25 protein-coding genes and 1 tRNA gene are annotated in these 20844 nt (G+C 37.2%); 3 read left to right on the top strand and 23 right to left on the bottom strand.

Annotation, left to right across the window (positions count from 1 at the left end; translation table 11 throughout):
• Position 1: 1 nt before the first annotated feature.
• From EG342_RS23870 to EG342_RS23820, 10 genes are all read right to left on the bottom strand, one after another.
• Complete coding sequence (locus EG342_RS23870) at positions 2-226, bottom strand: hypothetical protein (RefSeq protein ID WP_103293157.1); 225 nt, start codon at positions 224-226, stop codon at positions 2-4.
• Positions 223-714 (bottom strand): hypothetical protein, encoded by a 492-nt coding sequence (locus tag EG342_RS23865; RefSeq protein ID WP_103293156.1) that lies wholly within the window; start codon positions 712-714, stop codon positions 223-225. Before EG342_RS23865 ends, EG342_RS23870 begins: the two co-directional genes overlap by 4 nt.
• The gene (locus tag EG342_RS23860; protein WP_103293155.1) at positions 714-1715 is read right to left on the bottom strand and encodes a hypothetical protein; all 1002 of its coding nucleotides are present in this window, start codon (positions 1713-1715) and stop codon (positions 714-716) included. The genes EG342_RS23865 and EG342_RS23860 overlap by 1 nt, the downstream gene beginning before the upstream one ends.
• On the bottom strand, positions 1699-2334 hold the full coding sequence (locus EG342_RS23855) for a DUF6046 domain-containing protein (protein ID WP_103293154.1): 636 nt from the start codon (positions 2332-2334) through the stop codon (positions 1699-1701). Before EG342_RS23855 ends, EG342_RS23860 begins: the two co-directional genes overlap by 17 nt.
• 1 nt (position 2335) lies before the next feature.
• Positions 2336-3979, bottom strand: a complete 1644-nt coding sequence (locus tag EG342_RS23850; protein ID WP_103293153.1) for a tape measure protein — start codon at positions 3977-3979, stop codon at positions 2336-2338.
• A gap of 181 nt (positions 3980-4160) precedes the next feature.
• Positions 4161-4568 carry a hypothetical protein gene (locus tag EG342_RS23840; protein ID WP_103293152.1) on the bottom strand — a complete coding sequence of 136 codons (408 nt, stop codon included), beginning with the start codon at positions 4566-4568 and terminating at the stop codon, positions 4161-4163.
• A gap of 30 nt (positions 4569-4598) precedes the next feature.
• Positions 4599-5036: a hypothetical protein gene (locus EG342_RS23835; RefSeq protein ID WP_103293151.1), complete on the bottom strand. Its 438-nt coding sequence runs from the start codon at positions 5034-5036 to the stop codon at positions 4599-4601.
• 8 nt (positions 5037-5044) lie between these two features.
• Positions 5045-6205, bottom strand: a complete 1161-nt coding sequence (locus EG342_RS23830) for a DUF2586 family protein (protein WP_103293150.1) — start codon at positions 6203-6205, stop codon at positions 5045-5047.
• A gap of 84 nt (positions 6206-6289) precedes the next feature.
• Positions 6290-6811 carry a hypothetical protein gene (locus EG342_RS23825; protein ID WP_103293149.1) on the bottom strand — a complete coding sequence of 174 codons (522 nt, stop codon included), beginning with the start codon at positions 6809-6811 and terminating at the stop codon, positions 6290-6292.
• A gap of 1 nt (position 6812) precedes the next feature.
• Positions 6813-7271 (bottom strand): CHAP domain-containing protein, encoded by a 459-nt coding sequence (locus EG342_RS23820; protein WP_103293148.1) that lies wholly within the window; start codon positions 7269-7271, stop codon positions 6813-6815.
• A 221-nt stretch (positions 7272-7492) separates the two neighbouring features.
• Here EG342_RS23820 and EG342_RS23815 point away from each other — a divergent pair, with 221 nt between their 5' ends.
• Positions 7493-8038: a hypothetical protein gene (locus tag EG342_RS23815; RefSeq protein ID WP_103293147.1), complete on the top strand. Its 546-nt coding sequence runs from the start codon at positions 7493-7495 to the stop codon at positions 8036-8038.
• Here the strand turns inward: EG342_RS23815 and EG342_RS23810 are convergent.
• On the bottom strand, positions 8035-8259 hold the full coding sequence (locus EG342_RS23810; protein WP_123868169.1) for a hypothetical protein: 225 nt from the start codon (positions 8257-8259) through the stop codon (positions 8035-8037). The two genes, EG342_RS23815 and EG342_RS23810, sit on opposite strands and share 4 nt — an antisense overlap.
• Before the next feature lie 154 nt (positions 8260-8413).
• Here EG342_RS23810 and EG342_RS23805 point away from each other — a divergent pair, with 154 nt between their 5' ends.
• Positions 8414-8620, top strand: coding sequence for a hypothetical protein (locus EG342_RS23805; RefSeq protein WP_123868168.1), 207 nt, complete (start codon positions 8414-8416; stop codon positions 8618-8620).
• A gap of 35 nt (positions 8621-8655) precedes the next feature.
• Here EG342_RS23805 and EG342_RS23800 read toward each other — a convergent pair whose 3' ends face one another.
• From EG342_RS23800 to EG342_RS25655, 8 genes are all read right to left on the bottom strand, one after another.
• Positions 8656-8874, bottom strand: coding sequence for a hypothetical protein (locus EG342_RS23800; protein ID WP_103293144.1), 219 nt, complete (start codon positions 8872-8874; stop codon positions 8656-8658).
• A 22-nt stretch (positions 8875-8896) separates the two neighbouring features.
• Positions 8897-9226, bottom strand: a complete 330-nt coding sequence (locus EG342_RS23795; protein WP_103293143.1) for a hypothetical protein — start codon at positions 9224-9226, stop codon at positions 8897-8899.
• Between the two features lie 24 nt (positions 9227-9250).
• The gene (locus EG342_RS23790; protein WP_103293142.1) at positions 9251-9880 is read right to left on the bottom strand and encodes a DUF3164 family protein; all 630 of its coding nucleotides are present in this window, start codon (positions 9878-9880) and stop codon (positions 9251-9253) included.
• Positions 9881-9942: 62 nt separating this feature from the next.
• Complete coding sequence (locus EG342_RS23785) at positions 9943-10152, bottom strand: hypothetical protein (RefSeq protein WP_103293141.1); 210 nt, start codon at positions 10150-10152, stop codon at positions 9943-9945.
• 2 nt (positions 10153-10154) lie between these two features.
• A complete protein-coding gene (locus tag EG342_RS23780) occupies positions 10155-10784 on the bottom strand; it encodes an ATP-binding protein (protein WP_103293140.1) in 630 nt (209 codons plus the stop codon).
• Complete coding sequence (locus EG342_RS23775) at positions 10781-11707, bottom strand: AAA family ATPase (protein ID WP_103293139.1); 927 nt, start codon at positions 11705-11707, stop codon at positions 10781-10783. Before EG342_RS23775 ends, EG342_RS23780 begins: the two co-directional genes overlap by 4 nt.
• A gap of 14 nt (positions 11708-11721) precedes the next feature.
• Positions 11722-13776 carry a hypothetical protein gene (locus EG342_RS23770; RefSeq protein WP_123868167.1) on the bottom strand — a complete coding sequence of 685 codons (2055 nt, stop codon included), beginning with the start codon at positions 13774-13776 and terminating at the stop codon, positions 11722-11724.
• Between the two features lie 37 nt (positions 13777-13813).
• Positions 13814-13948 (bottom strand): hypothetical protein, encoded by a 135-nt coding sequence (locus EG342_RS25655; protein WP_260232375.1) that lies wholly within the window; start codon positions 13946-13948, stop codon positions 13814-13816.
• Positions 13949-14267: 319 nt separating this feature from the next.
• Here EG342_RS25655 and EG342_RS23765 point away from each other — a divergent pair, with 319 nt between their 5' ends.
• Complete coding sequence (locus EG342_RS23765; protein ID WP_103293136.1) at positions 14268-15062, top strand: S24 family peptidase; 795 nt, start codon at positions 14268-14270, stop codon at positions 15060-15062.
• 485 nt (positions 15063-15547) lie between these two features.
• Here the strand turns inward: EG342_RS23765 and EG342_RS23760 are convergent, their stop codons facing one another.
• From EG342_RS23760 to EG342_RS23745, 4 genes are all read right to left on the bottom strand, one after another.
• Positions 15548-16894, bottom strand: a complete 1347-nt coding sequence (locus EG342_RS23760; protein ID WP_103293134.1) for a DUF3472 domain-containing protein — start codon at positions 16892-16894, stop codon at positions 15548-15550.
• Positions 16895-17308: 414 nt separating this feature from the next.
• Positions 17309-17381: transfer RNA gene (locus EG342_RS23755), tRNA-Phe, on the bottom strand.
• A 109-nt stretch (positions 17382-17490) separates the two neighbouring features.
• The gene (locus tag EG342_RS23750; protein ID WP_103293133.1) at positions 17491-19332 is read right to left on the bottom strand and encodes a lysophospholipid acyltransferase family protein; all 1842 of its coding nucleotides are present in this window, start codon (positions 19330-19332) and stop codon (positions 17491-17493) included.
• Between the two features lie 22 nt (positions 19333-19354).
• On the bottom strand, positions 19355-20593 hold the full coding sequence (locus EG342_RS23745; RefSeq protein ID WP_103293132.1) for an aspartate kinase: 1239 nt from the start codon (positions 20591-20593) through the stop codon (positions 19355-19357).
• Positions 20594-20844 lie beyond the last annotated feature (251 nt).

Below are 20844 nucleotides of genomic sequence, written 5' to 3'. Positions count from 1 at the left end.
ATTATATCATATTTCCGATTCCTGTACCTGTCTGAGCCGTTGCCGTCCCTGTGGTAGCTACTGTTACTTTTACCTGACCGGCTTTTACAAAATCTTTAATTGCACCGGCCATTTTTTCGGCAATTCTTGCTCTGGATGATTCTGCGCTGTTCTCTTCGTTGGCCTCGTCTTTCATTATCTGAAGTAATGCATTGACGAGTATTGGTTCTGCTGTGTCTAAACTCATTTTAAAAGCGATTTAAATTCATTTCTAAGTTTTTCAAAATCCTGAAGATTGATCAGGTTGATGGTAGGTCCGTAATTGGTCGTAAACTTCATATCCCGGATGGCATCAAAAAGCGTATCTACAAGCTTGGCAAAGTTTTTTCCGTTGGCTTCCATGTGGATTTTATCACTCAGCTCAAGATTTGCACTTTCTGTTTTCCAGTAAAATTTTTCTACCACATCACAGGCAATGATCATCCAGTCGTCATCATCTTCCACCCGTACAGCCAGTACATAACTTCCCACTTTAGGAATCTGAATGAAACTCTTGTTACCTGTAAGAACAGGGCGAAGTCGCACATCCAGATATTCCTGGCCATCTTCATCAATCAATATGCAGGTCGCTTTTTCTTCATTCACAGATTTCACCTGTGCGATGTTACTTACAGCGGGTGCGTGTGAGCTTGCAATTTGTTTTAATCCTTCTCGTATGTATTCTGGTGTTGCCATTATTTCTGCATTAAAAATCCTAAGGTTACGGTTTGTCTTCCTCCTGATGAGCCAAACTCACCACTTACACTTTCTATAAAATATTCTCCGGTTTTATCCGGGTACATGCCGCCATCAAGTTCCAAAACCATCCCTTTTACAGCATATGGCTCGAGAAATAGGGTGATATTTCCCTCATAACCTTTGTAGTTTTCTTTGGTTTGTAAGCGATTGGCGATTTGCTTTAAAAACTGAGCAGGAATTCCTGCCTTTACTTTTAAGCTTTTTTCACCTGAAGATTCCCGTTGGTCAGACTTTGTTTTGTTGACTTCTCCTTTATCGTTCTTTTCAGTGATGACAATTTTGGTGGTTTTATCCACTGCTTTTTGTCGGAATTCATCGTCTTTTACCGTATTCCAGCCTATTCTTGCTTTGATCCTGTTCTCGGTTTTTCCATAAAGAGTCCCGACAAAGATTTCATTCATGTTAAAATAAACGGCAAGTTTACATTCGTCTTTCAACCATTCTAGAACCTTGATGCCGGTTACATTTTTGAATCTTACATTTTTTAGTGGGATATCAGGAATTTCTTTGGAAACAATAATACAGGTTCCTATTGTAAGTTCTTCCAGAAGCTTTCTCACGGTTACAGAATCGTATGTTTTATTAAAGATCTTATCATACAGCTGGTATCCGTATCCTTCGCATTCTATCTTGACGGGAACTCCCATATTGACTCTTTTTACAAAACCTTCGAAACGCTTTTGGTTGACTTTATTGTATCCTAAAGAGATGCAGACTTTGTCGCCTTCTTTAAAAGCGTATCCCATCCGCTTACTGCTTTCCTGCTCCTGATTAAGGTCCACAGTCTGCTGTAGCTGGGTATTTTTAAGATAGCTGATTCTCGGAAGTTCAATAGTACATGAATCAATAAAAGATCCTACCTCGCTTTTCCAGGTTACTTTGCTTGCTTTTATGTCTTTTACCTCTCCGATAGAGATATCACTAGTTAGTATTAGCATTCTTTTTGGGTACTTCTAAATCTTTTACATCTGCAATAAAATCACTCTCACAGGTAAGACTAAATGGTCTTATCCAATGCACTTTTCCTTGTACTTCCTGAAATTCCAGAGATGTAACGGCAACCCGGGTGCTTTCTTTCAGAAATATTTCCGGATATCCTCCGTGCATTGTTACCGGTTGATCTGTTTCGAAAATCATTTTGAGCTTATCGATATCAGCTTCCGGTACTTTTCTGTTTTTATCAATTAAAAAACCTCTGATGGTAAACTTATAATCATCAATACTGAACATTTCCTTAACGGTTCCTTTTCTCTCGCTTACTGCTGTTCTGATAACCGTTTTGCTGAGGTTGACAGCAATAGTACAGGCATCTATCGTCAGAGAATCGCTTCCGTTGATTCTGAACTCCACAGGAAACCAAATATCCTGACCATAAGCTCCTGTTTTATTGAAGTCGATTCCTTTTGTGCTGGTAAAGATCTCGCCTCTGTTTTTATTTTTAGAAGGACTGAGATTTTTAAAATCCTGCATGACCTCGGTTCCTGAAGTTGGAATATTAATCGGATTTCTCGAGAAATAGCTTTTATATAAATTTTGTAAATCAAAAACTGTCTGCATATTACATTACTTTTGCGCCGTTATATAGAACACGTCCAAGGCATTCCATTACTATACTTTCTAACTGGTCTGATGTTTCTCCTGAGTTCAGTGTATTAAACTGGATGGTATCGAAGAATTTGCCTAGCGTGATGTTGATGGTTTTCTGGCCACCACCGGAAACGGTATCTCCCGTATCTTTGGATTTTGCAACATTGCTTCTTCTGAGAGTATCTCCCTGATTGATGGCAGTAGGCTTAGTTCTTGACGTCAGATCTGTACCCGTAGGTTTGAAATTGAATCCCAATTCCTGTGCTTTGAAATCTTTGGCTAAATCTTTAGGAGGAGTAATTTTAACTTTGGGTTCAATAGCAACTTCTTCTCCGGCGACGATCTTTCTGATCCATCGGTAAGCGGTTTCTATTTTGTCAAGAATAGGTCTTAATACATTATCCCAAACTCCTTTTACTCCGTCTGCCAGCCAGCCGACTACCGTTAAAACTGCACCCAGTATTTTATAAACACCAGTGAAGATATCACTGATTAACATACTTTTTGAAGCCCAATCGATGATCCCACTAACAATACTCCATACAGCACTGAAAACACTTCCCAAAGTACTCCAGACAATAGAGAAATATTCCTGAATAGTGGTCACAAATCCTCCCCAAACATTAGTTTCTCCTCCCAGATTTAAAATGAAATCCAAAGCAGATCCTAAGCTTCCTACAATCTCGTCCAGGTAAGGCTTAACGAGTGTCATAAGAGGTTCAAAGCCTTTCATTAATTGAACGCCAACGTCCAATGCACTTGATATAATTGGTAGAAATGCTGTTCCTAATTCTGTGAGTGTACTATCAAAAGTCTTTTTAATTCTATCCCATTTAGCCTCAACAGTATTACTCTGGGCTTCCAGACCGCCTTCAAATATTCCTCCTTTCCCTCTGGAATCTGCAAGGGATTTTGCCAGCATATCATACGTGATATTCATGCTTTTCAGTTGCTCAATGCTTTTCCCTGTGGATGATGATAATGCAGCGTAAATATCAATACCTGAATCACCGAACTGCTTAAGCTGGTCACCAGATGCCACACCTTCACTTTTTATTTCTTTAAGTTGTTCAGAAAGTTTCGAAAGCTCATCGTTTCCTCCACCGGCAAAACTCACTGCATTCGCCAGGTTCATAATTTCTTCTCTGGCTTTTTTGGCATCACCGTCTACAGAAATAAGGCCTTTATTTGCATCCAGCAAAGTTGATTTGTCATAGCTGGTCGCATTCGAATCAGCATCAATATTTTTGTAAGCTTCAGTGGCTCCCTTCTTGCCTAAAAATCCTGAAAGATTAACGATGTCTTTTTCTTTTTGAATAGCTCCTGTAATGGCAGAAGACAGTGCTTTTTTCGTGAGATCAAGAAGAAAAGTTCCCGCTGCTCCTGCTGCTCCTACAAGTGTAGATCCTATACCTGAAAGTATTGTACCTAGTTTACTGTTTTTAAACGCTGCAAAATCTTGTTTCAGAAGGTCATAGCCTTGTTTTACTGTTGCTGAAAGATCCTGCATTTTTTTGTACGTATCCTGTGAAACAGTATCGAATGCTTGAGAAAAACTCTGTGTCCATTGTTGTGCGTCTCTTACGAAGTCCGTTATACTACTATTGTTGTTCATAATTTAAAATTTTCTTTCGCCTTGTTTTTTCCAAATTTCTAAGGCAATTCCGGTGCGATAGAAAAACTTTTCATCACCCCAATTCTTTAAAGCATCGGCTCCAAACTGCATACTTCCAAAAACAATCAGAAACTCTATACCTTCGGTCTTTTGATCAGAGAAGGATCTCCGGCCGTTTTCACTATGCGCGAAAAAAGTCTGCCTTCTTGCTTTCTAAGATGTTATTCATCTGCAGGAATACTGCGATAAAGCAGTCTTCATCTTCGATCAGCTGATAATCTCCTTCAATCCAAAGTTGCTCTACAATCATGGCTACGGCTTTACTCATTCCGTTGGAGCCGATGGCTGTAAGATAATCTCCCAAATCGTCTGCTTTGGGTGGACGGAGCACGGCAAGGAAGTCATCTACCTTTAAATAAATAAGGTCTCTGTTGCCGTACTCTTTTTTCCACTCATCCAGTTTTTTTGCAGTATATCTGGCCTCAAATGGGGTAAGATCTTTTACTACATCTTTTTTGGATTCTTTGGTTTTCTTTTCTTCTTTAGACTTTCTACTGTTGAAGATCTCTTGTAATTTGTCGTTTGCCATTTTATTTTTTGTTTATTTGTTGTTTTGTGATTAGATCATTCTTCTGCTCATAGCGATGTACGGAAGGGTAACTTCTCTGTTTTTAGCTCCCTGTTCCATTTCGAAACCATCTTCTGTGAACTGAACTCCTGAGGTAACGATTGTGGTTACTTTATCAGTTGCTTTTTTCTTGTAAGAAATTGTGATGACGATAAGCTCATGAGGAACTTCAGTGATGTCATCATAACCTGCAATCTGTGCGGCTCTGTTCAATGCATCAGCTTCAAAGCCTAAAAGTTTTACATTACCTTCATACTTTGTATTTCCTTTCATAATATCAATGGGCTCAGCTCCTGATCCGTAGATATGTTCAGATTCTACAGTTTTCTTGGTAGAGAAACCTCTCAATCCTTTGATTACTTTTGATAATAACTTCACTTCAAAATGAGACCATGCACATTCTGATGATGTAATATTAATATTAGCCATGTTTTAAATTAAATTGTTTTTGTTAATCCCATGTTTAATACAATCCACGTCATATAGCCTAACGGCTGGATTTGAATTCTTTTTTCCAGGGTGTTTGTGTTGATTAAATCCTGATCGGTAGAGATGCTTACCTGCGCTCCACTGATTTGTCCTGCCATATTGGCTAAAAGTTGTGCTTTTGTAACTTCTTCAAGATAGATCGCATCTGACTCATTAAGTCTTCCATCAGCATCCATTCTTACAGAAGATTCCAGGAACGGGGTATCTGTAGCGGTAGAAATTCTTTGTGCTTTGTCGATCAATCTTCCGTGAACTAATGTTCTGAAGTCATCGATACCAGCCATTTTATCTACGCTGAAGTAATAACCTGCTGCTCCTTCTCTGGTATGGAAAGTGATGAAACCTGCATCTGTGAAATTGTCCAGTTTTTCAATTGGCATTTCATCTACTTTGTCTTTTCCGATGTAAGCTTCCGTGATGCTTAATGCTCCGTTCTGCCCGTCTCCGATTTTTACATGAGCCGGATATTTACATGCTCTTGCTAAAACCAATGCAACAGATGCTGAACCGTCATTTCTTGATCCTCCAAGAACTACTCCTGCAAATGTATTTTCAGCAGACTTTGGTTCAAATGAAGGAGCTACAGAGGCATCATTTACTCTACCTTCGATAAAGATTCTTACCGGCTTGTTGATAGACTGCTGATACTCACCTAATGTTTTTGAAGCGATAACTGCATCCTGAACATCTTTGTCTAAAAATCCTGCAGGAGAAACGTAAGTCGCATCCGGTTTTCTGCAAACCGCTACTAAGTTTACCCTACCGCCGGAATTCGTAAGAAGTTTTTTTACGCCATCTGCATTGGTACTGGTAACGGCAGCTTTCATTGTTGTTTTGTCTTCTGTTCCCAAAATCCATAACTCCTGGCTGCCTCCAAGCTCCTGATAAAATTCGTTAATTGCCTGAAACAAAAACGGCTCGTCTTGTTCAGTGTACCCTTTTGCTTTAGCGTCTTCTGGCGAGTAAACTCTCTCTACTTTACCAATGTTGGTAGGTTTGTAAGCTGTTCCCACGATTCCTGCAACGCCGTCGATTACCTGAATCTGACGAAGTAAGTTGCCTGAAGCCACATTCGCTTTTACTTTTGGTGTTCCATTTCCTTGTGACATTTTTTAATTATTTTTTAAAAAGTTGTTGTACATATTTTTGAATCAGAAATCTTTTTTCTGTTCTGTTTTATAGTTTAATAGGATTTAAATAATTCTTTTCCATCTGATGATTAATACAAGAGCGAACAGGGCGAGTAGTGCGAGAAAGATTCTTCCGAGCCATAGTTGTGTTTCCTGAAACCACGACAAAGGCTGTGCTTTGTATATAGGTTTTTCAATGTAAATTGGTGTTTTCTCGTGTTCTTTGATGTACGTTTCCCGCCATGTTTTTAATAACTCCTGAGCTTGCTGATGGCATTCTACCGATAACTTTCCGTCGACAAACGAAACTTTCGGAGCCATCAAACCGCTTTTAGACAGATCAGCCTTTTGACTGAGTTTTTCATTCATTTCAGAAGCTTTTAAGACAGGTTTTCCGTTGATACAATCTATAAAAGCATTGTAGTAGGTGCTGTCTGCTTCAGTTCTGAAAATCGTGTCTTTAACAATTGTGAGAACTTCTTTCGTGTTTTCGATGATCACCGGTTCGGAAGGCTTCCTGTGAAAACAAGAAACCTGAACCAGCGAAACAAAAAATAGCGATATGAAGAAAATAAATTGTTTCATTTTAATATTGTATATAACCCTTAATTGATGATAAAGCTCTTTTCCTCCTGCATACCTTTATTCCCTCACGGCTTCCGTTGTCATTGGTGTTTCCTTCTACAGTGTAGATATATTGGCTGTCAAATTTTTCAACAAAGCCTGTGTGGCCGAGACCCTTTCCGAAATCCATAATGAATACGGAACCAACAGAGGGTTTTAAAGATTTTTTTTCTTTCGGAGCATTATTCCATGCATATAAAACTCCACCCGTTTTGATCGCTGTGTTGGTTGTTTTATTCTGCTTTGAAGCTTCATTAAAACACCAGTACACAAAAGCCATACACCAGCTTGCAGGGAAATTGATTCCTACTGATGCCAGGTAGTTTTTAACCGGGATTCCCCAATTTGAACCCTGAGGTTTTTCCTCTTGTCCTATTTGAGTAATTGCGACTTTTAATGCGGTTGCAGATAATGAATCCATAGTAATAATTAAGTGTTGTGCTTGTTTTGTGAGTACAAATTTCTAACATAGCGCAACGTTTTGAAAATAAGAGCGCAAGGATTGCACACCTTTTTTAAAATGACCTGTTTAAAGCTCAATTTTGTAATGTGAAATAGTGTAGGCGGGGAATAAAATGAAGTCCCTGTTGCATTAAGCTATTAAAAAACAGAAAGTAATTTGAGAAACTATATTTAATACTTATGGAAGAATATTTTTATGTACAACTATTATTAGACCTTCAGGAAAGAATTGCACAGGAGGTTCCTGAAATACAATACATCGATCAGCAGTTGGGACAATTGGAAGGAGTTTCCGGAAATCAGACTCCGGTAATTTATCCGGCATTATTTATCGACTTTCCGGAGGCGGTATATGATGTCGATTTCCCGGAAGCTTCTTATTCTGAAATGTCAGCAAACGGACAACTGGCCAATGTGCCGGTATCATTTCAGCTAGTGGCTAACGATACGCATCAGACATGGCATCAGGCTCCCATTGAAGAAAGAAAACAGGGACTGGATTTTTTAAGAATCGAGCAGAAGTTATATAAAGCACTTCAGGGCTGGAATAAAGATTATTTCTCACCTTTCTCAAGAACCTTGACAAAAAGTACGAGTAAAAATCATAAAGGATTTAAGGTAAGAGAGGTTGTTTTTACGACTCAATATGAAGATTTGTCTGCGAGCCCTGAAGAAAACCGAGCTCAGATTTTTCGCTATAGTTTTAATTCAATAGGTCAGGATTAGAATAAAGTAAGCTGGGTTTCTTCCTTGGGAATTACCATTCCTTTGATGTTCATCCATTGTCTGTACGAAAGATGAATATTGTATTTGGGGAAAGTATGTCTTACTATTTTTGTATCAGGAACATCAGCATGCTTGTGTGCATTATAAATACTTATAATGTACCGGGCACGCTTGATGTAATTTTTATTGTTGTAAGACATTAATGCAAAAATAAAACGCATTCTTTTACGAGTCAAGGCGATTTTGATTCGTGAAAAAATGCGTTGTTGGGGGTGATGATTTTTATATCAATAGAAATGGGCTTTAGCTCATTTAATCAATTGAATAAAGCGCATCTAAAAGTTGAGATTTTAGAGATATAAAAAAAATACGTTATTGGAAATAATGATTTTTGTATCAATAGAAATAGGCTTTAGCCCATTTAATCAATTGAATAAAACACATTTAAAAGTTGAGATTTTAGAGATGTTGAAAAATACGTTATTGGAAATAATGATTTTTGTATCAATAGAAATGGGCTTTAGCCCATTTAATCAATATGAAACATGCCTTTTGGCTTTAGCCGAAACTTATATATCATAACAAAAAAACGACTGCCTTTACGACAGTCGTTTTACTCATATGAGAAGTGGTTTCTTTTGAAACTCTCTTAGGGCTACACTTTTTAGAAGATTCAGAGTGCCGGGCTCTTCTTCGGTTTTAAGTGCATAGGTTTCATATAGTGGATAATCTCTGGGATCTGTGCTTACTTCAAGAGTGACAATCGTGTATCCCTTTTTCTCCAAAGCTTCTTTTATTTCTTCATTGCTGTACCAATGACAATTTATTTTAATCATTTAAATTCTATTTAATCGCTGTTTAAAGCAGTTGTTTGTGGAGTTCGTTTTTCATTATAAGAATGGCGTTAGTCTCATAGCTTCCAAAATCATCCGGAAAGTAAATTTCAAACTCCTTCAGGAATTGCCAGAGTGCATCAGCTTTGTAGTAGGGTAGTTTTAAGATGAAAGTTTTGTCTTTCTGCCTTACTTTTATTGCTTTTTGCAGGAGTTGGGTCCGGAGTTCCAGGCAAATTGAGATGCTGCTTTTCAGAGACCTTGGCTGGGTGTGCAGATTAAGCATATCCAGAATCTGCATACTGTTGTTGAGAACTATTAATTTACTGTTGTCGAGTGGTAAAAGAATCTTCATTTTGTTAGATTAATTCTTTGCATTCTAATAGGAGAAATTTAAGTTGATTCCGATCCATTCATTATTTTCATCTTTTTTGAAAAAGGAGATATAATCTTTGCTCAAGGAAAATTTGTAGCTTTCCTTTAATAAACGGATTCCGTCTTTCCAGTTCTCGTCGTCAAAGCGATCTTCCATGCTGTATAACTTTTGAACCAGCAGAATGTCAAGTGCTCCGTTTTTACGCTCCAGAAGAGACATGATTAAATCTTTGGTATCAAGATCACCTTCGTATTTTGAAGTTAAAAAGTCGATGATATGCCTTTCTGCCTGATGAGAACGTTCGTCGAAAGTGCCTTTTCCCTGTCTTTTAAATTGAATTTTAAAATTCTCATCTTCTACCTTAAAATTTCCTTTTCCATCCTGATGCCTTTTGCTGTAATCTTTTAAAAGGTCGAACAGGGAACCGATTTCTGAAAAAGCTTTTGTCTTAAAAGTTTGAATATCCGATGATAGTTTATCGGCAACAGGTGCCAGATCGTTGATCACTGACTTCTTTAAACTTTCATATTGGTTGCGTTTTTCCTCACGTTTCTGAGCTTCCTGTTGTTTTCTGTTGTTTAATTCTGCTTCAAGTTCTTCAAGCGATATAATTTTTAATGTTTCTGTAATCATAGTATTTTGTTTTTGGTGTTATGTTGAATTGTTTTTTTATAAGGGCTTCCCGCTTCTCAATTTTAATAGGGTGACTCCCATTGAAGCTGGTTAATGATTCTCATCTTTACCTGGATTTTGCTTTCCACTTCTTCAGGAATTACATAGCTTGTTTCATTCCAGATGGAGCTTAATTCTTTGTGGATAAACATTCTGTCAAAATCTGTCAGATATTTCTCTCCGTAGCTGTCGTATTGTAACGCGATGGTTAATATGTTTTCTCGTGTATTCATTATTATTGTTGATTTTCTGTTGTTGTTCCCCAATAGAGGTTTGCTTTTTCTTCGTTAATATTTAATGTTCCGCCGGGACATCTTCCCGAGATGATTGCTCTCAGGCCTTCCGCCTGGATGATGATTTTTGATAATTTTCTCCACACTGTTCCCAGGGCACTATCCGGAAGACTTTTTTCTTCATGGCTTACGAAAATGATCAGTTTGTTTTTGTGCTTTTCTTTAAGTTCCAATACCATTTTTCGGGTGATTTCATCACGGTAAACGGTCGTGTTGTCGATAAATATAATTTTAGGACATTTTCTGGATTCAAATTTTTGAAGCAGCTCTTCCCAGGGCATATAATCCAGCAGCTTGAAATTCTTATCCGTATCTGAAAGTCCTGCAAAGACCATTGCTGAAATAATATCTTTCGAAAATCCTTCTTCTGCAGAGATATATAGAACTTTTCCAAAGCCGGCAAGGTATTTTGCCAGCATCATGGCGAAAGTGGTTTTCCCATGTTTTTCGGCACCTCCCAGATACCAAAATCCTGTTGTTTCCGGTTTTCCGAAGGTTTTTAACCAGAGATCACTGAATTCAAACTGCTTAAAAACAATAGATAATGCCTGCTTTACTGATATTGATTTCATGATTTATTGATGCTTACTAGAGTTTTTAAATATCTTAATGATTTGATTTTTCCATCTTCCTGGCCTTTTCTGGTCTTATATGGAGAATCTATTTTTACCATACAGCTTCTGATGACCTCATTGATGGAAGATTTGTCATCAAGATTTACATAAGCGACATCTCCGATCAGTTTTGTGTAAAATTTCTTGCGATCTTCCGGACCTCTTGGTACAAGGGTGACAAAGTCATCTGAAAAACGGCTGAAGATTTCTGCAAATCCTACTTTGTGATTATTAATTCCCTTGGTAATTTTTGCTCTTAAGCCATCGGCTCCAATCATAAACCAGGCGCAATTGTCGACGGTATCGTTCATAATTCCTTTCAATTCCAGGTATGCGCTGTATTCCAGATCTCCAGCTTCATCAATGCAGATGAAAGGGTTTTCAAGAATGTTTAAAGCGTATTTTACATTTTCAAGCACTTCATGGTATTTTCCTTTGGTCTCACATCCCAATACCAGAGCTATCTGCTTGATGAATCTTACTTTCGTATGAGTTTGCGAAGCATCGACGTAGAAGGCATTTTTCATCTGAGAAATAATCGCCTTGGCGCATTCTGTTTTTCCTATTCCACAGTCATCGACAAGGATCATTGAGCTTTTTGTCTTTTGGCAGAACAGAAAGCTCTCATGCATTTGTTCGTATACTTCGGTTTTTGCGAATTTCCAGTCGTTTTTGTTGATATTGACCTGAAATTTTCGTCCTATATTCAACCATTCGCCGGTTGATAAAACTTTCTCTGTTTCTCCTTTTTTTATGCGGCTATAAATTGAGCTGCTTATACTTAAAGATTTTGCAAATGCTGCATCTGTACCCCCGAAGTTTTTTCGGTTTTGCAGCATGGTATTGCGGATTTGTTGTCTTAATTCTTTATTGATCTCCATATTTTTATTTTGTGTTATCTGAAATTTGATTTCCAGCTTCTTGCGGTTCCTTCTGTTTTTTCATAGTGATATCCAGTGTTTTCTTCTAAAAGAAGTTCCTGAGGAATAGATTCTGTTTGCGTATATTTTTTTCTGCCCGGAATCTGAAATTTATTGTTCAAAGTTTTGCTCCGATGATCGATGATCGTGATTTGCTCTATTTCTCTTTTTTGCTGAGCCATAAAGGAATTGACTGTATTTTCATAGGCTGACATCAGCTTTCTGTTGAGGTCTCCCTGCTCAGTTCTTTCATGTTTTGATTTTGAATATTCCGGATGAGGTACAACTTCGCAAAGCATCATATCATCATAATAAATCATCGCCTTCAGAGTGCTGCCGTCATTTCCGTCAAGCCAGAAAATGCTGAACTCTTTTCCTTCCACATACTTCATAAGCCTTATTAAATCTTCGCCCAGGGTTATTTCCCCATCCATTCCCAACACATAAGTGGTATTTCTGAAATTGATAATTCCTGCATTACAACTTGAAATAGTTTCCTTGCCGAGATAGGGGAGTAGTGCCCTCCAGTTCGTTGGCTGGGTGTTTTTGTTTTGCATCTCGCAAAATACTTCCCATCGTGTTTTTTCTGTATGAACAGAGTGAGGAGCATTATTCCATATTTCAATGTCATGTAAAGAATGATCTATAATATCCTCGTAAGGAATAAAAACCTCTTCATCGCCGCTTTTTTGGTTTTCTTCTTTCCTGGCGTGTGGTCTGGCCATCCAACCCAATCTGCTTTTTTCATGTCTGTACCTGAGTTCTTCAAATTTTCTTTCTATGGCTTTGGATCTTGCTCGGTTTGCATAAATATTAACATTGTCGAACATCGCTCCATTCCTTAAAAAAGTGTCTTTAAAACTGCTGTTTAAAGAACTTTCACATTCTAATCCAAGAGGAAGATTAAATCCCCATTCTATATAATTCCTAATCATTTGACGATAAAACTCGATGATAATTCCTTCCTTGGTCTTTCCGTGAACCCAGCAGGTCCATGTTTCAGATCCCAAGTCGATTCCCATATAAAACCAAACCCGGTTCCTGTTTTTATCATACATAAAAGGAGGCTGTCTGTCATCGATTGAGATAAGAGTTCCAGCTTCTTTAATTTTAGTAAGCTTGTGCCAGGGAATAAATGACTGCATCAGCTTTTGGCGATCTCCGGAGCGTTTTGCAAAAGTTCCTATTTTAAATTCCCATTTACCTAACCAGGCGATGATGGAACTGTCTGAAATTTCTTTGAACTTTGCGTTGTTGCTATGGTCGTAGACTTCTCCGGTTTCGTTGGAGATAATTTCAAGATCTCCGCTTAAAAAAGCCTTGTACTGATTGGCTACCTGTGTTCTCGATGGCTTATATTCCTGACCTGCGAACATGTCATTTAATAATGCGATCATTTCATCTGTCATCAGTTTTCTGTTCTGATTTTTAAGCTTTCCTGATATGAGACTTCCGTAGTGATATCCTTCTTCAAATGTGTTAAAAAATGGTTTCCATATTCTGTCAAAAGCTCTGTAGGAAGATGGTATCGTATGCTGTACTCCAAAAAGCTTGGGTAAATATTCATTGAATGTTATAAGGTCAGTACAGAGTGAAGGAAGAAGCCCCCGGCCTGAATTTTTTTTCAATTTTTTCCATTCTTCCAGGCGGGCTGTTTTTAATCTTTCTGCCGCTAAAAGAACACTGGCGTTGGTTATATATTCTTGTTTAAAATTTTCTTTTAACGGGCTTCCGTCTTCAAATCTGAAATCCGTAAAATATCGTACTGCTGAAGGGTCAAACTGGAAGAAAGGAATCATGGGATGCTGCATTTTTCGTGGATCTCCTATGCTGTCCTGAATTTCTTTGGGCAATGAATCAAAATCAATAAGCATCTGTCGGCCATTTCCCCCTTTTCGTACCTGCTTTATTCCAAATGGCAAATCTCTGTATCGCTGGATTTTTTTTTGTAAAGAATCAAGCGTGTTAAAGTACATCGGAACAAGCTCATCTTTTGTTACTGTTAATATATTGCCCCATTGAAATGGCATAATTTTTTTCGCTATTTTGTTGTTTGGTGTCGGATAATTATCCGGGTTTGTATCTGATTTTAAAAAATATACCCAGAATGATCTGGTAAGTGGCAATTTCTTTTCTTCCTGTTTTGGCATCTATCACATCGATCTCTTTGTGACAGAATAAGGTTTGTAATAATTTTTTCATGGGAATTTGCTATTAAGTGATTCTGCTTCGTTATAAATTGCTTGTTCGGTTTTGCTTAAAAAAATTCTATATTCTTTTCTAAGCATATCAGGTTTTTCACCAACTCGGTCTCCACGTAAAGATTTACGAATGAAGTCGAGTGAACAACCGTGACGTTCCTTTAGAATATTCAGAATGTCTGTATTGTAATATGTTCTTTTTTTAGTAGTTTTGTCCATTATCGTGTTTGTCTTTTGTACGAGACAAATATCGTAAAGTTTTACGAATAACCAAATGAAAATTCGAAAAAATTCTCGAATCAAGATTTAAATATTTGATTATGAATGGAATAAATTTTCGTATAAAACAACTTGTTGATTATTTTGCGAATGGAAATAACTCCGTGTTTGGCAATATGATAGGAGTAAATGAATCCAATATAAGAAGCTATATCAATGGGACGGAGCCTAAATTTAATGTAATCGAAAAAATTTGCTCCGCACTCGCAATAAATTCCGAATGGCTGGTTCTTGGAGTTGGGGAAATGCTCGCCGGCGATAAAAAAGAATCAATAGGTTTGCCATCAGATTTTACACAACAGGTTCCACAAGTAATTACTGTGGATGCGCACAACCGTGATAATATCGCTCTTGTTGCTAATAAATTAAGAGCAGGGTACCTGCAGGGATATAATGATCCTAACTTTATTAAAACCCTTCCTACCTTCAGGCTTCCGAACCTTAATAACGGGGTCTTCAGGATGTTTGAGATAGAAGGAAATTCTATGTTTCCAACGTTGCCGGACAGAACGCATGTGATTGCTCAGTTTGTGGATGACTGGATCCATGGAATAAAAGATAATAAACTCTATGCGATTATTTCTAATGAAGTTGAAGATGGCTTAATTAAAAGATGTCTGAACAGAATTAAGAAATATGATAACCTGATCTGTAAATCTGATAACCGAAGAAATTATCCGACACAAAATATTCATCCAAGCACTATAAAAGAGGTGTGGGAGGTGAAGCTGCATTTAAACTTTAATTTACCGGATCCGGCAGAGTTTTACGACCGATTGAATGATCTTGAAGCAGAAATGCAGATGTTGAAACTGAAAAAGAATATAACTGATTGATAATCATTCGTTTTTATTGATGAATGAATGTCCCTATATATATCTTAATAATCAAAACAACTTCATTTAAATCTAAAATTTGGACTTATGCTTGTGATAAAAAGGGTGAAGGATTCTTTTTCTATCCATGCAAATGTCCATGCAAGTGTCCATCCAGAAGAATTTTGAAAGAAATGATCTCATATGATCAAGTAGAAAAAATAAAGAAAACACCTGTAAAAACGGGTGTTTTTTGATTTGTAGTAATAAAGGCTGAAATTGAAAATGAAAGACTATAGACGTTTGGAAAGATGCTCTATAAAAAGGCTAGACGGGGTGGTTTTCCTTTGTTATAGGGTTTTGCAGAGTTAGGGTAGCTTTTAAGTATTTGGCCAGTTCAATTGAGTGAGTGTATATGATTATCATGAAACGGAAATCTGAACTAGATATAATAAAAAAGCCAGTTCTTATTGTAAAGTAACTGGCTGATAATTTTAGGTTATATTTTAAGGGAGAGTTGAAAAATTGATGTTCGGAGCTTGCGTAGGTGCGCTAATAGAAAACTGCGAACCGGGAGCGACGGTTGTATTAAAGAATCCTCCGTTTTGCAAAAAGAAAGCATTGCCACTTGTTCCTCCCATTGCATCTATTCTTTGTTGTGCATTATAAGTGTTATCCACGCTGAACTTTGCTCCGGAAATGGCGCTCCAGTTGCCGGTTGAAGTTCTTACCCATTGATTTTTGAATTCTGCTTTTCTGCCCTGATATCCGTTTTCTGGATTAAAATTTTCAACGAAGCTGTAGAAGCTTTTAAGATAAGTGCTGGTTTGAGGTCTCTTCCAGCTGGCTATCAGCTTCCATGTTGTAGTATCCGGGGATAAGAACCAGGCTGTAAAATCTGTTTTTCCGGTACCGTCCGGTTCTCCTTTTAATAGAAATTTATAGGTTTGTCCTGCGCTCCAGTTATATTTAAAATAACTCTGTCCACCGGAACCTTCATTGCCGAACTCTCCCACTGTAACTCCTGTCCCTGATCTGTTGAGAATGATTTTGTGATCAGGAGGAATATTATTGGGATCATCCGTATCAAACGGACTCCATACAGAGAATAGAATTCTTCTTTCTGTAGCAGAATTAACCTGCATTCCAAAATAGCCTGCACTGAAGCCGTTGGCCATAAAATAAGAGCCAATCTTATCTTCTCCTGCAGGAACTGTTACTTCGTTGTAATAATAGCTGACATTGTCGGTGGTTGGGATTGTGTAGTTCAGATGACATGAAGGCCCTCTGCGTGCCCAATAATAGTAAGAAGGATCATTACTGTAAATATTGGTTCCGGTAGAAGCTGTTCCATTAAAAGTAATATCCGTAACATCTGCAAAGTACCCACCGGTTTTAGAGATACCCTGAAGATCAACCTTTACATAGCCAGGAGTAGATATCGTAAAATCTCCAGCGGTAAAATCTTTATTTGCAGATCCTGTTAAAGTAACATTTTTGGATATGTTACCAACAGTCACTTTTACAACACTTGTACCCGAAGGAACAGAAGCTTTTAATCCGATATTTAATGTTCCTGTATTGCTCACTCTGAAATAAGTGCTGATAACAGTATTCGGGTTAGTCCAGTTGCCTAATTTAGTTGATGTGATGACCTCGCTGGCTCCTGAAGGTTTTACGGTTAAAAAAGAGTTTCCGGCAACCGGAACACTGATGGATGATGTCTTCTTTAAAGCTGATGCATTTTCTTGTGCAGAAACAGTGTCCTCTGTTGCAGTAGCGGCTTCTGCGCATGATTGAAAAACAAGCAGAGCGATGCCAAGAAAAGGACCGGCTAATAATTTTATTCTCATAATTGTACTTGTAATTTGGTTTACAGTACTAAATTAAGTTTTACCTGTCAAATAAAAAATTAATTCCCATATTTTTGATTAATTTTTTTATTTCATTTTAAAATAAAGGTGATTGTATGCAATTTTAAACTAATCCTGATATCTTAGTTATTATGACTTTGTCATTCTGAATGCTACGAAGTAAAATGAAGAATCTAGCCATATTTGACATTCTTCCTTCGTCGGAAATCGAAGATTTGGCATAGCCAATGATAATAGCGTAAAATTGTATATAGCCACCAAAACAAATATGTTATGTAGGAATTTATTACACTTTAATATTGGTTTTGTTATCTTTCGGGAAGGAGCTAAGTGTGAGAAAAAGAATTGTATATAAAAAACAAAAAAACCTCTGAATAATCAGAGGTTTTAAAGTGGTTTCTCCAGGAATCGAACCAGGGACACATGGATTTTCAATCCATTGCTCTACCAACTGAGCTAAGAAACCATTATATTTTTGTTTGACTTACTTCGTTGTTTTAAAGTGATGCAAAAGTAGTAAGTTTTAGTATACAAAGCAAGTATTCATCGTACTTTTTTTGATTAAAACTAAAAACTTACTGATTCTCAGCCGGATTATTTTCCTGTTCCTTTCTGATTTGTTCACTCATTTCTTCTAACACCGGTTTAATCGTGTTTTCCGGAAGGTCACTAATTCTGATATACATCAATCCATCGATGGCATCATTGAAATTAGGGTCAACGTTAAAAGCAATTACTTTTGCGTTTTGTTTGATGTATTTTTTAATCAAAACAGGTAATCTCAACTCGGGTTCCAGGTCGTCAATGATCTTATCCAATTTGTTAAGATCAGACTCCATTTCTTCAAAGAAGATATTTTTATCCCTGTCGCGAAGTTTTACTTTATATTCATTTCTTGGAGTGATATATTGAGCTACTGCGGAATCAAAATAATTGGAACGCATAAATTCAATCATCAGGGATTTTGAAAACTCCGAGAATTTGTTGGAAATGCTCACACCTCCCATCAGGAATTTGTGGTCAGGGTTTCTCAGGCATACGTGTACAATTCCTCTCCATAAAAGAAAAAGTGGAAGTGGTTTCTGCTGATATTCCTGACAGATATAAGCACGACCCATTTCAATCACCTTTTTAAAGAAAGGATGGATGTCCTGCTCAAACTCAAATAATGAACTTGTATAGAAGCCTTTGATGCCGTATTTCTTCATTACTTCTCTACCCAATGCCATTCTGTAAGCTCCGGCCAGTTTCTTTTCTCCGTTATCCCATAAGAAAAGATGGTGGTAATGTTTGTCGTATTCATCAAGGTCAAACGGAAGATTGCTTCCTTCGCCCACCGCACGGAAAGTCAATTCTCTCTGACGGCCGATTTCCCTCATAATCGAAGGGATTTCTTCATAAGTGGTAAAGTAGATCTCGTAATTTCCGTTGCTGAATAGCATTTTATCGGTTCCCCTTAGCTTATCGACATCTTTAATAATGTCTTCCACCGGAGTTTCGTCAATGATATTCTGAACAATATTTTCCTCCTTCAATAAAGGAAATTTTACGGACAGATTCTGAAGATTGATGCTTTGAGCCAGAGATTTTCTTTTTTCATAGTAAGATTTCATCATATAAACCTTACGTTTCAGAAATTCTCCCAATTCTTCAATGGTTTCCATGTCATCCATTGCCTTTACCGTAATGGGTCTTCCGATTCTGATTCTGATAGGTTTTTCCCTGTCATTCATCATTTCTGCCGGCAGCATAAGGGTTTGTAAACTTGGATGAAGTTTAGCGATCTGATAGAATAAGCGGCTGTTTTTGGCATGGAAATACATAGGAACTACCGGCACTTTAGCCATTCTAATCAGCTTAAGTGCCGTTTTTTCCCATTCTTTATCTAAAATTTCTCCGTAAGGATTGTTTTTATTAGAAACTTCTCCTGCCGGAAAAATACCTACACAACCTCCGTTTTGTAAATGCTTGAGGGTTTCACGCATTCCCGAAGAGCTGCTGTAAGCGTCTTTTCTGTTTTCAAAAGGATTTACAGAAATTACGAATGGCTCCATAGGTTTGATCTTTTCCAAAAGGAAATTACCCATTACCTTGAAATCCGGACGAACTTCTGTCAGAACCTTACACATCAGGATTCCGTCTATCGCACCCAGCGGGTGGTTGGAAACCAGAACAAAAGGTCCTGTTTTAGGAATCTTTGCTAAATCTTCTTCAAAAGCGACATAGCTAAGATTTCTTTCTCTTACAAATGAGTCGAAAAAGTCTTTGCCTTCCTTATCTTTTAGTTTATCGTATAATTTATTTACTTCATTTATCTTAGCAATGCTCATCACAGCAGATGCTACTGGATTCTTTAGGAACCCAATTTTACTTAAGCCGGAAGCTTTGATCAGATCGTTTTTCGAAATTAAACTCATGTGTGTTTAGTCGCAATTAAAATTATTGTGTTACCATTTGAAGTGTATTTTTTGAAATTTGCTCCAATAATACATTTTTTTCGTGGTAAAATCTCTCAATGTGATCCATCTTCGCATTTCTTACTGTGAATAAAGATACATTTTTAATCGCTTCGGTTTTAAAAATTTTTTGAAGCTCTTCGTTGAGTTCTTCAATATGATTAAATTTATCCTCCAGGCATAAAGCCAGTGAAATAGCAGAATTCTGCATCAGAGAAACTTTGATTTTATACTTGGATAAATATCCGAAAATCAAGCTCATATGATCTTCCGCAATAAACGAGAAGTCTCTTGTTGAGATTTTTAAAAGAGCCTGGTTTTCTTTTAAAATATAAGTTTCTTCCTGTTGGTTTTTATCGGAAGCACCTACTTTGGTTCCTTCTTTGGTAGGATCTACGAAAGATTTTACATAAAAAGGAATGTTTTTTTGCTGTAATGGCTGTAATGTTTTCGGGTGAATAACACTGGCACCATAATAAGCCATTTCAATAGCTTCTTCATAAGAGATATTGGAAAGAAGAGAAACATCATTAAACTTTCTCGGATCTCCCGTCATTACTCCCGGTACATCTTTCCAGATGGTCATGGCATCAGCGTTTAGGCAATAGGCAAAAATAGCTGCAGAATAGTCAGAACCTTCTCTTCCCAATGTTACCGTAAAATTATTGTCGTCTGATCCAATAAAACCTTGAGTCACATAGCAGATCTCAGGATGTAAATTGGAAATGAACTCCTCAGTTTTTGCCCAATCTACTGAACCTTCTCTGTATGAATTGTCAGTTTTGATATAATCTCTGGCATCCAGCCATTGGTTGGTAAACTGAATTTCATTCAGGTACTCACTTACGATTTTAGTAGAAATCATTTCTCCACAGCTTACTACCTGATCATACACAAAGTTGTAATTCGGAGATTTGTTTCTTCTTAAAAAAGAATCGAGATCATCGAAAAAGAGATTGATTTCAGCAAAAACAGCATGGTTTTCAGGAAACAGACCTTCCGCAATCTCAATGTGTTTTCGTTTTATCTTTTCAATCTCAGTTTGATAGTTATCCTTTTTGAAATAAAGTTCTACAACTTTTTCCAACTCATTTGTCGTCTTGCCCATTGCTGAAATAACCAGCAAACATTTGGCAAATCCCTGGCTTTGTAGTACCATGGACACGTTTTTCACACTTTCGGCGTCCTTTACAGACGCTCCACCAAACTTGAAAATTTTCATTAAATTGTTAAAAATAAAATTGTTAGATAAAAAATTACATGAGTTTTTTACGGACGTCAAAATTATAAATTTACAACGAGATATGAAATAGCCTTGTCAAATGATAGAATTAAGATTTCCTTAAAATGAAGAATTTCCGGAATAATCTGAATTTTTCCTCAGTCCGGGATAACAATTTCGGGCACCTGATTCTTGGAAACTATTTAATATTATGTTGAATTATACTTGTATTCTATTGAAATACAGCAGGT

The organism is Chryseobacterium lactis (assembly GCF_003815875.1).
Lineage (GTDB): Bacteria > Bacteroidota > Bacteroidia > Flavobacteriales > Weeksellaceae > Chryseobacterium > Chryseobacterium lactis.
The sequence above is the reverse complement of the archived record's forward strand: the minus strand, read 5'-3'. Positions and strand labels throughout refer to the sequence as shown.